13 protein-coding genes are annotated in these 12,477 nt (G+C 67.7%); 6 read left to right on the top strand and 7 right to left on the bottom strand.

The window, feature by feature from the left end; all coding sequences use genetic code 11:
* Positions 1–16: 16 nt before the first annotated feature.
* Positions 17–460, top strand: a complete 444-nt coding sequence (gene cynS / locus C4F17_RS11825; protein ID WP_081265803.1) for a cyanase — start codon at positions 17–19, stop codon at positions 458–460.
* A gap of 1 nt (position 461) precedes the next feature.
* Here the strand turns inward: cynS and C4F17_RS11820 are convergent, their stop codons facing one another.
* Positions 462–1,220: an SDR family oxidoreductase gene (locus tag C4F17_RS11820; RefSeq protein WP_106937521.1), complete on the bottom strand. Its 759-nt coding sequence runs from the start codon at positions 1,218–1,220 to the stop codon at positions 462–464.
* A 367-nt stretch (positions 1,221–1,587) separates the two neighbouring features.
* Between C4F17_RS11820 and C4F17_RS11815 the strand changes: the two genes are divergently transcribed.
* Both C4F17_RS11815 and C4F17_RS11810 read left to right on the top strand, forming a co-directional pair.
* Entirely contained in the window at positions 1,588–2,148 is a 561-nt protein-coding gene (locus C4F17_RS11815; RefSeq protein ID WP_081265805.1) for a nucleoside 2-deoxyribosyltransferase, read from the top strand.
* 56 nt (positions 2,149–2,204) lie between these two features.
* Positions 2,205–3,092 (top strand): alpha/beta fold hydrolase, encoded by an 888-nt coding sequence (locus C4F17_RS11810; protein WP_081265860.1) that lies wholly within the window; start codon positions 2,205–2,207, stop codon positions 3,090–3,092.
* Here C4F17_RS11810 and C4F17_RS11805 read toward each other — a convergent pair.
* Positions 3,064–4,002, bottom strand: a complete 939-nt coding sequence (locus C4F17_RS11805) for an AraC family transcriptional regulator (RefSeq protein WP_234382773.1) — start codon at positions 4,000–4,002, stop codon at positions 3,064–3,066. The genes C4F17_RS11810 and C4F17_RS11805 overlap by 29 nt on opposite strands.
* 300 nt (positions 4,003–4,302) lie before the next feature.
* Between C4F17_RS11805 and C4F17_RS11800 the strand changes: the two genes are divergently transcribed.
* The gene (locus tag C4F17_RS11800; RefSeq protein WP_106935342.1) at positions 4,303–4,863 is read left to right on the top strand and encodes a helix-turn-helix transcriptional regulator; all 561 of its coding nucleotides are present in this window, start codon (positions 4,303–4,305) and stop codon (positions 4,861–4,863) included.
* 30 nt (positions 4,864–4,893) lie between these two features.
* Here C4F17_RS11800 and C4F17_RS11795 read toward each other — a convergent pair whose 3' ends face one another.
* The 3 genes from C4F17_RS11795 to C4F17_RS11785 form a co-directional block, all read right to left on the bottom strand.
* Positions 4,894–5,244 carry a DUF1161 domain-containing protein gene (locus C4F17_RS11795; protein WP_106935341.1) on the bottom strand — a complete coding sequence of 117 codons (351 nt, stop codon included), beginning with the start codon at positions 5,242–5,244 and terminating at the stop codon, positions 4,894–4,896.
* 118 nt (positions 5,245–5,362) lie between these two features.
* On the bottom strand, positions 5,363–7,600 hold the full coding sequence (locus C4F17_RS11790; RefSeq protein ID WP_106935340.1) for an NADP-dependent isocitrate dehydrogenase: 2,238 nt from the start codon (positions 7,598–7,600) through the stop codon (positions 5,363–5,365).
* A gap of 135 nt (positions 7,601–7,735) precedes the next feature.
* Positions 7,736–8,377 (bottom strand): ABC transporter ATP-binding protein, encoded by a 642-nt coding sequence (locus C4F17_RS11785; protein WP_106935339.1) that lies wholly within the window; start codon positions 8,375–8,377, stop codon positions 7,736–7,738.
* A 24-nt stretch (positions 8,378–8,401) separates the two neighbouring features.
* Between C4F17_RS11785 and C4F17_RS11780 the strand changes: the two genes are divergently transcribed.
* A complete protein-coding gene (locus C4F17_RS11780) occupies positions 8,402–9,211 on the top strand; it encodes a hypothetical protein (RefSeq protein WP_106935338.1) in 810 nt (269 codons plus the stop codon).
* Positions 9,212–9,224: 13 nt separating this feature from the next.
* Here C4F17_RS11780 and C4F17_RS11775 read toward each other — a convergent pair whose 3' ends face one another.
* Together C4F17_RS11775 and C4F17_RS11770 are read right to left on the bottom strand one after the other, a co-directional pair.
* The gene (locus C4F17_RS11775; RefSeq protein ID WP_234382771.1) at positions 9,225–10,541 is read right to left on the bottom strand and encodes a CynX/NimT family MFS transporter; all 1,317 of its coding nucleotides are present in this window, start codon (positions 10,539–10,541) and stop codon (positions 9,225–9,227) included.
* A complete protein-coding gene (locus tag C4F17_RS11770) occupies positions 10,538–11,218 on the bottom strand; it encodes a FadR/GntR family transcriptional regulator (protein ID WP_081265812.1) in 681 nt (226 codons plus the stop codon). The genes C4F17_RS11775 and C4F17_RS11770 overlap by 4 nt, the downstream gene beginning before the upstream one ends.
* Before the next feature lie 359 nt (positions 11,219–11,577).
* On the opposite strand from C4F17_RS11770, the gene C4F17_RS11765 reads away from it, so the two are divergent.
* Positions 11,578–12,471 carry a LysR family transcriptional regulator gene (locus C4F17_RS11765; RefSeq protein WP_106935337.1) on the top strand — a complete coding sequence of 298 codons (894 nt, stop codon included), beginning with the start codon at positions 11,578–11,580 and terminating at the stop codon, positions 12,469–12,471.
* Positions 12,472–12,477: the final 6 nt, after the last annotated feature.

The raw sequence follows: 12,477 nt of genomic DNA, 5'->3' as shown, positions 1-12,477 counted from the left end.
TCAAACAGGAGACCGCATGAACCGCAACGACGTCACGGAGAAGATCATCACCGTCAAGGTGAGCAAGGGCATCCAGTGGGCCGACGTGGCCAGGAAGGTCGGTCTCTCCAAGGAGTGGACCACCGCCGCCTGCCTCGGCCAGATGACGCTCGACGACAAGCAGGCCAAGGTCGTCGGCAAGATCTTCGGCCTCACGCCGGAAGAGCAGAAATGGCTGCAGGTGGTGCCCTACAAGGGCTCGCTGCCCACGCCGGTGCCGACCGACCCGCTCATCTACCGCTGGTACGAGGTGGTGAGCGTGTACGGCACCACCATCAAGGAACTGATCCATGAGGAGTTCGGCGACGGCATCATGAGCGCCATCGACTTCAGCATGGACATCCAGCGCCAGGCCGACCCGAAGGGCGACCGGGTCAACGTGGTGCTGTCGGGCAAGTTCCTGCCCTACAAGACCTACTGAATCACTGCACGTACACGGCGGGATGCGGCTTCTGCCTGTAGGGCAGCCGCATCGTGTCGACGGTGATGCCGTAGCCCTCGATGGCGCCGGCAATCGAACGGGCCACCGCGTCCACCGGCACCGCGATGCGCCGGTTGGTGCGCATGCGCTCGCGCGAGTAGCTGTTGGCGATGCGTTCGGCCAGCGGGTCGCCCGGGCCGTTCACGTCGGGGCTGATCATCGTCACGTGCAGGCGGCCGGCGTGCTCCTGGCGCAGCCCCTCGGAGATCGCGTTCACCGCGTACTGCGTGCCGTGGTAGACGGCGGAGGCGGGCGACACGCCCTGCATCGCCACCGGCGCCACGTTGACGATGTGGCCCCAGCCCTGCTCCTGCATCGTCGGCAGCACGGCCGCAATGCCGAGCAGCACGCCGCGCAGGTTCACGTCGATCATGAGTTCCCACTCCTCGATCTTGCGGTTCCACAGCGGCGACATCGGCATCACGCCCGCGGCGTTCACCAGCACGTCGATGTGCCCGTGCGTCTCGAGGGCGAACTCGGCAAATGCTTCCACGTCGGGCCGGTGCGTGACGTCGAGGCGCTGGAAGCTGGCGGTGCCGCCGGTGGCTTCGATCTCGGCCACGAGCGCCGCGAGCCGGTCGGTGCGCCGCGCACCGAGCACCACCTTGGCGCCGCGCCGCGCAAGCAGCCGCGCGGTCGCTTCGCCGATACCGCTGCTCGCGCCGGTGATGAGGACGACTTTTTCCTGGATTGCGGTCATGGAGAACTCCTTGTGCTGGTCGGTTGGCCGCGGGGCGCACACCAGAGATGAGCGTGCGCCGGGCATGACGGGAAGTTTCTCGCGGCAAGGGCCGCAAGCGGTATCCGGATCGAACGCGGTTTCTGCCTGATCCTGCAAAACGCGATGCGAAGGGGACAGGCTGGCTCGGGCCGCCGTTTGGTACTTTCGCGCTAGAGCGGCACCGTAGCCTGGGTGATGCAGCGATTCTTCCGAAAAACGGGCGCTGGGTGGTAGCCGTTTCGTGCGAACTTCTTGCCCAATCCGCCATGAATGCATCTGGCTGCCTGTCACTTCCCGTCACGCCGCCGTGATTGAGCCCGGCCCGGAAATAGCCGATGCTTTGCCGATGAATGAAGCCCTCGACATCGCGCCGCGTCCGCGCGTCTACCTGGCCGGGCCGGATGTCTTTCGTCCCGATGCGAAGGCGCATTTCGTCCGCCTGGCCGCCGCTTGCGATGCAGCGGGCCTCGAGGCCGTGCCGCCGGCGGATGGCAGCGAAGACCCGGCGCCCATTCCCCTGGAAAGGAAGATCTACGAAGCCAACATGCGGCTGTTGCGCAGTGCCGATGGCGTGGTTGCCAACCTCGAATGCTTCCGCGGCCTGGAGCCGGATTCCGGCACGGTGTTCGAGGTGGGCGCGGCGGTCGCGCTGGGGCTTCCCGTCGCAGCCTACGGCGTGCCCGAGGGCAACTACGCACAGCGCGTGCAGGCGGCATTGCCCTGCGAGCAAGACGCGCGCGGCATGCTGCGCGAGCGCGCCACCGGGTTCGCCGTCGAAGACTTCGGCCAGCCGCTGAACCTGATGCTGGCCTGCTCGATCCACCTCGAGCCCACGCTGGAGGCGGCCTTGAAGAAGATGGCCGGGCTGCTCGCGGCCCGCCGCGCGCAAGAAGCTGGAAAGCCCTGATCCTCCCTGCGCCCGCCACCCCCTAGGATGGCGTTCCCTTTTCAATGGAGCACTGCATGCCGAGCACAGAGACGCACTTCGACCTGACTTCCAACGACGGCATCGCGATCGAAGCGCATCGCTGGCAAGGCCCGACGCAGCGCGCCGTGATTCAACTGGCGCATGGCATGGGCGAGCATTCGCTGCGCTACCGGCATCTGGCGCAAGCGCTGGTGGAGGCCGGCTATGTCGTCTACGCCAACGAGCACCGGGGCCACGGCAAGGGCGCCGCCGCGCGCGGCGAGCTGGGCGAGTTCGGTCCACGCGCTTTCGCCGGGCTCGTGGACGACATGGCGCTCCTGAGCCGCCACGTGCGCGGCGTGCACCCGGGGCTGCCGTTGATCCTGCTGGGCCACAGCATGGGCTCGTTCGCCACGCAGTACTACCTCGTCGAGCACAGCGCGCTGCTGGCGGGGGCCGTGCTTTCGGGCACGTCCGCGCTCGACCTGCTGGGTACCGCGCTGCAGTCCGGCTTCAAGCTGGAGGACATGAACGCCGCGCTGCCCGATGTGCGCACGCCGTTCGACTGGCTCAGCCGCGACCCGGCGCAGGTCGACGCGTACATCGCCGATCCGCTGTGCGGCTTCACCGTCTCGGCCGAGGGGCTGGGCTCGATGTTCGCGAAGCTGGCGGACCTGACGCCCGAGGCGATGCGACAGCACATCCGCCCCGATCTGCCGCTGTACCTGTTCATCGGCGACCAGGACCCGGTCAGCAACAAGGCCGAGTGGTTCTATCCGCTGGTGCAGCGCTACCGCGAGGCGGGGCTGCGAGACGTGTCGAGCCACGTGTTCGGCGGTGCGCGCCACGAGACGCTCAACGAGGTCAACCGCGACGAGGTCGTCGCCGTGCTGCTGGCGTGGCTCGCGCGGGTGGTCAGTGAGGCGCGCCCGACGAAGCCCTGAACTCCTGCGGCGACATGCCGTAGGCCCTTCGGAAGGCCCTCGTGAAGTCCGACGGGCTCTTGAAGCCGACGCCGTAGGCCACGTCGGTCACCATGGTGTGCGGATAGCGCACGAGGTCGTCGGCCGCATGCCGCAGCCGCAGGTGGCGCATGTACGCACCCAGGCCGCCTTCGTGCTGGAACAGCCGGTACAGGGTCGGGCGCGGAAGATGCAGCGCCGCCAGCACGTTCTCCGGAGACAGGTCGGCGCGATGCAGGTTGGCCTGCACATAGCGGCGCACCTGCCCGAACATCGCCGCGCGGGTGGCTGCACGCGCGCCGCCGCTCAGGCGCGCCTGCTTGCCGAAGCCCGCGAGCAGCAACTGCACGGCGTCGCGCACGGCGCTTTCGGCTGCCGGGGCGCTCAGCGTCGCGATCTCCCGGCCGAGCGCGGCCGTGTGGTCCAGCGCCAACTGTGCGATGGGCGAGTCGGGCTGCATCGTGCGGGCGTGGACGGCCGCGGGATCGGGAAAGACCTCCTGCACCATCGCGCCCGGCACGAAGAAGGTCAGCACATGGCAGGCGTTGCGATGCATGCGCACCGGCTGGCCCATGTCGAGCGCCACGAATTTCGCCGCGGCCGGTGCGTCGCGCTGGGCCGAGGAGCGCACGGTCACGCTGTCGACGTCGCCTTCGGCGAACACGTGGAAGGCGTAGTTGCGGACGTTGTCGGTGGAGATGCGCGCGAGCGAGCGCTCGAGCAGCATGGCGTCGGAGCGGCAGTCGGTGAAGACGATGTCACCGACTTCGTACCGGTCGATGGACGCGTGGAACGGCTTGCCGATGTCCGATGCCGAGGGGACGACGTCGATCACATGGCCCACGCGCTCGCGCCAGGCCAGGAATTGCCGGTGCGCAGGTTCGGCAGCCACGTCGAAATGGCTGTGGGAGATGCCGCTCCGCAGGGAGGAACGGGAGACGGTTTCTGTTTCGCGCAAGCCCATCAAAAACGCTCCGAATCAGGCGGACAGGCTCTCAGAAAATCTGAAAATAAACCTAAAGTGCCAAAAAGTAACGGATTTGCGGCGGATTCTCGCAAGAACTGAGACGCACGGTCAAGGCCGTTTGTCATACGAAAGCAATCTTCGGGGTGACGTGGTTGCAGGGCCACGCGGAGGCCCCGAGACAAGGGGTCTCGCAGTTTTCCACCCTTCTCGAGCGAGCGCCGACACATGCTGTCCGATAAAAAAACAACGAGGATCCCCACCGAACCCCTGCGCGAGGGCAAGCGCGGCACCGAGCCGGCCGCGCTGTCCATGGCCGCGCAGGCGCTGCATGCGGACTGCGTGGCCGCGGCGGGCGCCGTGGGTTCGCTGTTCTCCGAGGCGAACGAGGTCGAACTGGCCTTCCTGATGCGGCTGGTCGCGGAAGGCGACACGGCGACGGCGTCGCGGATCGCCCAGCGCATCCTGGATGCGCGCCAGATGCACGAAGTCAAGGCCGACGCGGCTGCCGTGCGGCCGCCCGCCAAGCCAAGGCGGGTGCGCAGCCTGCAGCCGCCGGGCCCGGACTGCGGGCGGTCTTCGCTGTCCCCGCGAGAGATCAACGTGCTGCGGATGGTCTCCCAGGGCCTGAGCAACAAGCAGATCGCCGAGACGAGCTACCGCTCGCCCCACACGGTCGATGCGCAGGTCAAGAACATCTACCGCAAGCTGGCCGTGAAGTCGCGTGCGCAGGCCGTGCGCGAGGGCATGCAGATGGGGCTGCTGGACCCGGAGGCCCGGGGTAGCTGATCCGGGTGGGCGGCGGCCTTTTTCTTTTTGCTAGGGCTGCTTCCTGCAGTCGCCGCCGACGGACACGGTGCCGTCTTTGCATTCGGTGAGGATCGGCTCGCTGCCGCGGGAGGGCGCGCCCGACGCAGGCGCGGGAGCCACGCCTTCGCGCACCGGCCCGACGTCGCGCTCGTACACGACCTTCTTGCTGCCGAGTTCGCAGCTGCCCACCACCTGGCCGGCCGCCGTTGCGTTGGCATCGACGACGGTCACGGCGAAACGCGCGACACCGGCGGCGGCGATCTTCGATTCGATGCGGGTGCGCAGCGCTTCGCAGTCTTCTGCGCCGTGGGCGGCGCCTGCGAAGGCCAGGGCGAGGGAAATAAGCAGACGGTATTTCATGAGGGGCCTGCCTGGAAGAGCTGAGGGGGCGAACAGTCTAGTTCCGTCCCTCGCTCTGCGCGAGTGAGCCGGGACGGCGCTTGCCGCCGTCCCGTGGGCTCATCGCTTCGTCAGCGCGTCAGCCTTGCGCCGAAGCCAGCGCCGCGTTCAGCGTGGCGCTCGGGCGCATCACCGCCTCGAACTTCGTCTTGTCGGCCAGGTAGTAGCCGCCGATGTCGACGGGCTTGCCCTGCACGGCCGCCAGCTCTTCGACGATCTTCTTCTCGTTGCTGGTGAGCGAGTCGGCCAGCTTCACGAACAGCGCCTGCAGTTCCTTGTCTTCGGTCTGCGCGGCCAGTTCCTGCGCCCAGTACATCGCCAGGTAGAACTGGCTGCCGCGGTTGTCGAGCTGGCCGGTCTTGGGCGACGGGTTCTTGTTGTTGTCCAGCAGCTTGCCGGTGGCGGTGTCGAGCGTCTTGGCCAGGATGGAGGCCTTCTTGTTGCCGGTCTTCAGGCCCAGGTCTTCCAGGCTGACGGCCAGCGCGAGGAATTCGCCCAGCGAGTCCCAGCGCAGGTGGTTTTCTTCCACCAGCTGCTGCACGTGCTTGGGGGCCGAGCCGCCCGCACCGGTCTCGTAGAGGCCGCCGCCGGCCATCAGCGGCACGATCGACAGCATCTTGGCCGAGGTGCCCAGTTCCATGATGGGGAACAGGTCGGTCAGGTAGTCGCGCAGGATGTTGCCGGTGGCGCTGATGGTGTCCAGGCCGCGCACGACGCGCTCCAGCGTGTAGCGCATGGCGCGCACCTGGCTCATGATCTGGATGTCCAGGCCCGAGGTGTTGTGCTCGTGCAGGTACATCTTGACCTTGGTGATCAGCTGCGCCTCGTGCGGGCGGTAGGCGTCCAGCCAGAACACCACAGGCATGCCCGAGTTGCGCGCGCGGGTGACGGCCAGCTTGACCCAGTCGCGGATCGCGGCGTCCTTGACCTGGCACATGCGCCAGATGTCGCCTTGCTCCACGTTCTCGCTCATCAGCACTTCGCCGGTGTCCAGGTCGGTGATGTTGGCGACGCCGTCTTCGGGGATCTCGAAGGTCTTGTCGTGCGAGCCGTACTCCTCGGCCTTCTGGGCCATGAGGCCCACGTTGGGCACCGTGCCCATGGTCTTGGGGTCGAAGGCGCCGTGCCACTTGCAGAAGTTGATGATCTCCTGGTAGATGCGGGCGAAGGTCGATTCGGGCATCACGGCCTTCACGTCCTTCAGGCGGCCGTCGGCGCCCCACATCTTGCCGCCGTTGCGGATCATCGCGGGCATGGAAGCGTCCACGATGACGTCGTTGGGCGAATGGAAGTTGGTGATGCCCTTGGCCGAGTCGACCATGGCCAGCTCGGGGCGGTTCTCGTGGCAGGCGTGCAGGTCGCGCTTGATCTCGTCCTGCGTGCTCTGGGGCAGCGTGGCGATCTTGGTGTACAGGTCGACCATCCCGTTGTTGACGTTGATGCCCAGTTCGTCGAACAGCTTGCCGTGCTTCTCGAAGGCTTCCTTGTAGAAGATCTTCACGCAGTGGCCGAACACGATGGGGTGCGAGACCTTCATCATGGTGGCCTTGACGTGCAGCGAGAACATGACGCCGGTCTTGTGCGCGTCCTCGATTTCCTTTTCATAGAAGGCCAGCAGTGCCTTCTTGCTCATGAACATGGAGTCGATGACCTCGCGGTCCAGCAGCGCGACCTTGGGCTTGAGCACGATGGTCTTGCCGCTCTTGGTGATCAGCTCCATCTTGACGTTGCGCGCGCGGTCCAGCGTCATGGACTTTTCGCCGTGGTAGAAGTCGCCGCCGTGCATGTGCGAGACGTGCGAGCGCGAGGCCTGGCTCCACTCGGCCATGCTGTGCGGGTTCTTGCGCGCGTATTCCTTGACGGCCTTGGGCGCGCGGCGGTCGGAGTTGCCTTCGCGCAGGACCGGGTTCACGGCGCTGCCGGTGCACTTGTTGTAGCGCGCGCGGATGTCCTTGTCCTCGTCCGAGGTCGGGTTCTCCGGGTAGTCGGGAATCTTGTAGCCCTTGCCCTGCAGTTCCTTGATCGCAGCCTTGAGCTGGGCGACCGAGGCGCTGATGTTGGGCAGCTTGATGATGTTGGCTTCGGGCTTGAGCGTGAGCTTGCCGAGTTCGGCCAGGTTGTCCGGCACCTTCTGGTCGTCGCTCAGGAATTCGGGAAATTCGCCCAGGATGCGGGCTGCCACCGAGATGTCGCTGGTGGTGACGTCGATGCCGGCCGGATTGGTGAAGGCGCGGATGATGGGCAAAAACGCGTAGGTCGCCAGCAGGGGCGCCTCGTCGGTGAGGGTGTAGACGATGGTGGGTTGCTTCGAGCTCATGCGCTTGCGTCCGTAAATCCTGGGTTGTCGGGTGGCGTGAACTTCAGGGATGAATCAGTTCACGAGGTAGCGATTGTCGCCGGGCGGAGGGAGGGTGGCCGATCCGGGGGAGCGATCTCCCCGCGAAAGGCTCTGTCAATCCAGCGGCAGGGCGATGGTAGCCGCCAGCGGCACGGTGTCGACCAGCGCCGCGCTGGCAACCAGAACGGCCCGGCGGCCCCGCCCGGCAATGTCCGAAAGGGCTTTCCAGAGGCAGCGGGTGGATCCGGCGTCGAGCCCGGCGGTCGGCTCGTCGAGCAGCACCAGCGGCCGGCCCGAGGCGAGCCCCGCGGCCATCCAGACCTTGCGCCTGGAGCCGGTCGAGAGCATGAAGAGCTTCTTGTCGAGGTGCGGCTCGAGCGAGAAGCCGTCGACCAGCGCCTGCCAGGCATCGGGGTCGAAGCCGGTGTCGCTCTCGGTCAGCTGCCGCGTGCACTCGCGGGCGGTGAGCTGGTCGAAGCGCTCGGTGGTGGGGTCGACGAAGAACACCTGGCGGCGGTAGGCCTCTGGCGAGGCGTCCAGCCGGGTGCCGGCCACCGTCAGCCGCCCGCTGGCGGGCAGCACGCCGGCAATCACCTGGAGCAGGGCCGACTTGCCGGCGCCCGTGTCGCCATGGAGCAGCGTCACGCCGGGGCCGATCGAGGCGGTCCAGCCGGATGCGATGGCGCTCTGGCCGGGGTAGGCGAAGCCGATGTCCTGCAGCTGCAGGATGGAAGTGGAGGTTGGGGCGGAGTTCACGGCCCGGGTTTTACCATCGGCCCCATGAAGAAAATGCCCATTGCTGCGGCGCTACTGGCCGCGCTGCCGGTCGCGGTGCCCGCGGTTGCCGCCCCGGCGGCGCAGGTTTTCGTCGCGGTGAAGCAGCCCGAGTCGATCGATGCCGAATGGCGCGCCCACCTGTGCGCCTTGCTGCTCCAGCCCTGCGACGCCAAGGCGCTGACGCTCCATCGTCCGCGCGGCGGCGCTGCCGGCGACTACGTGGTGCTGTCGGAAGCGCCGCTGGCCCTGGGCCGGCTGAAGCGGGCGGCGGATGCCACGGATTGGAAGCTCGACCGGGTGTACGACTTCACCGGGTACGCCGGCTCCGTCAAGGAGGGCGAGGCGGGCGAGGTGGGCAATGGCGAGGTGCGGCGCGCGCTCGCGCCGGCCCTGTACCCGCTGGCCGACGGGCGCTGGGCCGTGGCGGTGCTGCAGCGCCAGTTCGAGAGCTATTCGGGCGGCGGCGCGTCGTTTTCCACCGCCGACTTCGTGCCGCTCGATGCCGATCCCGCGTCCGCCAAGGCCGCGTACGAAGGCGTTCCGTTCTCGTGCAGCAAGTTGATCCGCGCCTGCTTCACCGAGAAGGAATACAAGACCTCGAAGCACTGCCACGACGAAAGCAGCGGCAGCCTGCGCATCGCCTACAGCGAGCCGGCAAAGGCCGGCGGCCCCTACGGCTGGCAGTTCACCTGGCTGCAGAGCGACTGGGCCGCGCACGTGCCGGCCAGCGCCACCGTCAGCACGCGCTCGCGCTTTTCCGGCGATGGCAGCGGCGGCGGCTCGGCCGACTTCTGCGGCGGCGGGCCGCAGTAGGCGGCAAGGAAGATCAGGCGCCGCGCGGCACCGTCACCGCGCCCACATGCCTGGTGCGGCCGGCGCCGAGGCCAGCGATCACCAGCGCGATGCCCAGCCCGATGAACAGCCACGACGAGGCGCGGAAGCTCCCCGTCCAGCCGTGCAGCAGCCCGGCCACCAGCGGCCCGAAGGCGGCCACCATGTAGCCCACACCCTGCGCCATGCCCGACAGGTGCGCGGCCACGTGCGAGTCGGGCGAGCGCAGCACGATCATCGTGAGCGCCAGCGCGAAGGTGCCGCCCTGCGCGATGCCCAGCAGCACCGCCCACAGCCACACGCCGCCGAGCGGCGCGAACAGCATCGCCAGCATGGCCGCCACCGTGAGCACCGCCAGCGCCACGGCCAGGCCGCGCTGGTTGCGCAGCTTCACCGCCAGCGCCGGCACCACGAGGCAGGTCACCACCTGCGTCATGACCGACAGCGACACCACGTAGCCGGCAGTCTCGCTGCCGAGGCCGCGCTCGCGCAGGATCGGCGCGAGCCATCCCATCACGATGTAGGCGAGGGCGGACTGCAGCCCCATGAAGAAGGTGACCTGCCAGGCCAGCCTGTCGCGCCACAGCCCGCGCACCGTGAAGCCCGATTCGCTCGCCACCGCCTTGACCGGCAGCGCCTGCGGCGCCCAGACCAGCGTGACCACCGCGGCCGGCAGCGCCCACATGGCCAGCGCCATGGTCCAGCCGCCGCCCAGCGCATGCTCGATGGGCACCGTGAGGCCCGCCGCGCTGGCGGCGCCGCCGCACACGGCCATGGTGTAGAGGCCCATCATCAGCGCCGCCTGCTTCGCGAAGTCGCGCTTCACCAGGCCCGACAGCAGCACGTTCGACACCGCGATGCCGCTGCCCGCGATGGCCGACGCCAGGAACAGCAGCGGAATGTTGCCGGTGCCGCGCAGCACCGTGCCCAGCAGGATCAGCACCATGCAGCCGAGCAGCGTGCGCTCGGTGCCGAAGCGGCGCCCGAGCCCCGGTGCCAGCGGCGCGAACACGCCCAGGCAGACGATGGGCAGCGTGGTCAGCAGGCTCGCGGCGGTGGCCGAGAGGCCGGTCGCCTTGATGATTTCCGGCAGCACCACCGAGAGGCTGGCGAACACCGGCCGCAGGTTGAACGCGATCAGCACCACGCTCGCGCCGAGCAGGATGCGTCGGCCCAGGTTGGGCGCGGGCGTGGGCTGCGGCGCGGGCCGGTTGTCGGCCTCTGTGTCGATCAGCAGGTCTTCGGCCGCGTCGGGTTGCGGGGGGCGGGTGCGTTGAACGGCGGCGTCGCGTTCGAGGGCGGCGGCGCTCATGCCGTGCCCAGCGCCAGCGCGTCGATCATCGGCGCCATGAAGGCGCGCACCGCCGCGGCGGCGATGTCGGGGTCGCCGCTGGCGATGCCGTCGATGATGGCGCGGTGCGCCGCCTCGTCGGGCTCGGGCAGCGCGGTGCCCATGGTGCTGGCGATCGTTTCCTTGATGTAGCCGGTGATGAAGCGGCAGGTCTCGGCCAGCGCGAGGTTGCCCGACACATCGACGATCGCCAGGTGGAAGGCGAGGTCGCGTTCGACGAAGCCGGCGCCGTCGTCGGCTTCGTCGGGAACCCCGCGCTTGTCTAGCAGCGTGCTCAGCCGGCGCAGGTCGCGGGCCGTGTGCCGCACCGCCGCGAGCCGGACGGCTTCGACCTCGAGTGCGCGGCGCACTTCGAACTGGTCGCGCAGGCTGGCGCGGCGCATTTTCTGCAGGCTGGAAGAGGGGTCGAAGCCGGAGCGCACGTAGGTGCCCGAGCCCTGCCGCACTTCGAGCAGGCCGCGCGACACGAGCGTCTTGACGGCCTCGCGCACCGTGCCGCGGCTCACGCCCAGCAGCAGGGCGAGCTGCGGCTCGATGGGAATGCGGCTGCCGACGGCCCAGCGGCCGCCGGAGATCTCCGCGCGGATGCTTTCGGCGGCGGCATCCGCCAAGGAGGTGCGTGGGGCTTGAGCGAGCATCAGATGGGCCTATTCATTCAATGATTGGACGAATTTTGCCCGCTGTGCAAAGCCCGGGCTGCGAGCGCGGTGGTTGCTCGCTTTCGCAGCACGCAACGGTCGTGGAGCTTGTCCGCTGGATTGTGCAAGTTGGATTCGAAGATTCTTGGCAAAACAGTGAACTTTTCCCCACCTTTGGGAAAGGTTGAGTTAAACGTTACCAATTGTCTGACATGTGCTGGAAAATGAAACTAAAGGTCACTTGTGAATCTTTAAGTTTCATTTTCATCTGCTCGGCGTCTGGCACTCCCGCCAACACGCCAACACGCCAACAGGGAGCGCCCGGGAGAAAAAGAAAAACGGATCACGTCGAATCTGAAATGAAGGACTTTTCTTTGTCGGATGTGCGGCTGTTTACGAAAGCCGCGCAGTTGGGGGGCCTCACCCCCGCCGCCGATGTGCTGAACGTACCCAAGGCTTCCGCCTCGCGCCAGCTCCAGCGGCTGGAAGCCACGGTGGGCCATCTGCTGCTGCATCGCGGCCCCACGCGCTTCGCGCTCACGGAGGAAGGGCGCGAATTCCTGGTGGCGGCGCAGCATGTGCTGACCATCCTCGACGACGTCATGCTCAACCTGTCTTCCGGCGGCAACGCGGTGACGGGGCGGCTGCGCATCGTGGTGCCGCACTACTACGGCAGGGCGCTGCTCATGAGCCACCTGCCGGCGTTCATGACCGCTTATCCGCAACTCGAGGTCGTGGTCGAGACCGGCAACGACCGCGCCGACCTTTTCCGCGACGAGGCCGACGTGGCCATCCGCCGCGGACGCGACGGGTGCGACGAACTGGTTGCGCGCCACTTGAAAGACGAAGCGCTGATGCTTTGCGCCACGCCGGACTACCTGGCGCCCCATCCGGCCGTCGAGAGCCTGCAGGACTTCTCCCGGCATGTGTTCCTGACCACTGGCGCCGACGGCCGCAAGCGGGAGGTCAACCTCGCGGCCGTCGACAAGACCCATCGCGTTCGCGTGCAAAGCGCTTTCCGGTCGGACGACATGGAACTGATCCTGCAACTGGCGCTGTCGTCCCGCGGCATTGCCTTGCTGCCGGTGTCGCTGGCCCAGCCGCAGGTGGACAGGGGCCTGCTGCTGCCGGTATTGCCGCAGCTGAAGCTCAAGCCGCAGGAAATCAACCTGGTCTACCTGCCGGCGCGCCGGAATTCCCCAAAGATCAAGACCTTCGTCGATTACGTCCTGAGCATCTTCAGGTCGTCCTAGCCAGGG

The organism is Variovorax sp. PMC12, assembly GCF_003019815.1.
Classification (GTDB): domain Bacteria; phylum Pseudomonadota; class Gammaproteobacteria; order Burkholderiales; family Burkholderiaceae_C; genus Variovorax.
Note: the sequence above shows the minus strand (reverse complement) of the source record. Positions and strands in the feature narration are given on the sequence as shown.

Coding starts and splice junctions, on each gene's coding strand:
- cynS (WP_081265803.1), top strand. CDS start 17: ATGAACCGCAACGACGTCACGGAGAAGATCATCACCGTCAAGGTGAGC.
- C4F17_RS11820 (WP_106937521.1), bottom strand. CDS start 1,220: ATGACCGCAATCCAGGAAAAAGTCGTCCTCATCACCGGCGCGAGCAGC.
- C4F17_RS11815 (WP_081265805.1), top strand. CDS start 1,588: ATGAATGAAGCCCTCGACATCGCGCCGCGTCCGCGCGTCTACCTGGCC.
- C4F17_RS11810 (WP_081265860.1), top strand. CDS start 2,205: ATGCCGAGCACAGAGACGCACTTCGACCTGACTTCCAACGACGGCATC.
- C4F17_RS11800 (WP_106935342.1), top strand. CDS start 4,303: ATGCTGTCCGATAAAAAAACAACGAGGATCCCCACCGAACCCCTGCGC.
- C4F17_RS11795 (WP_106935341.1), bottom strand. CDS start 5,244: ATGAAATACCGTCTGCTTATTTCCCTCGCCCTGGCCTTCGCAGGCGCC.
- C4F17_RS11790 (WP_106935340.1), bottom strand. CDS start 7,600: ATGAGCTCGAAGCAACCCACCATCGTCTACACCCTCACCGACGAGGCG.
- C4F17_RS11780 (WP_106935338.1), top strand. CDS start 8,402: ATGAAGAAAATGCCCATTGCTGCGGCGCTACTGGCCGCGCTGCCGGTC.
- C4F17_RS11775 (WP_234382771.1), bottom strand. CDS start 10,541: ATGAGCGCCGCCGCCCTCGAACGCGACGCCGCCGTTCAACGCACCCGC.
- C4F17_RS11770 (WP_081265812.1), bottom strand. CDS start 11,218: ATGCTCGCTCAAGCCCCACGCACCTCCTTGGCGGATGCCGCCGCCGAA.
- C4F17_RS11765 (WP_106935337.1), top strand. CDS start 11,578: ATGAAGGACTTTTCTTTGTCGGATGTGCGGCTGTTTACGAAAGCCGCG.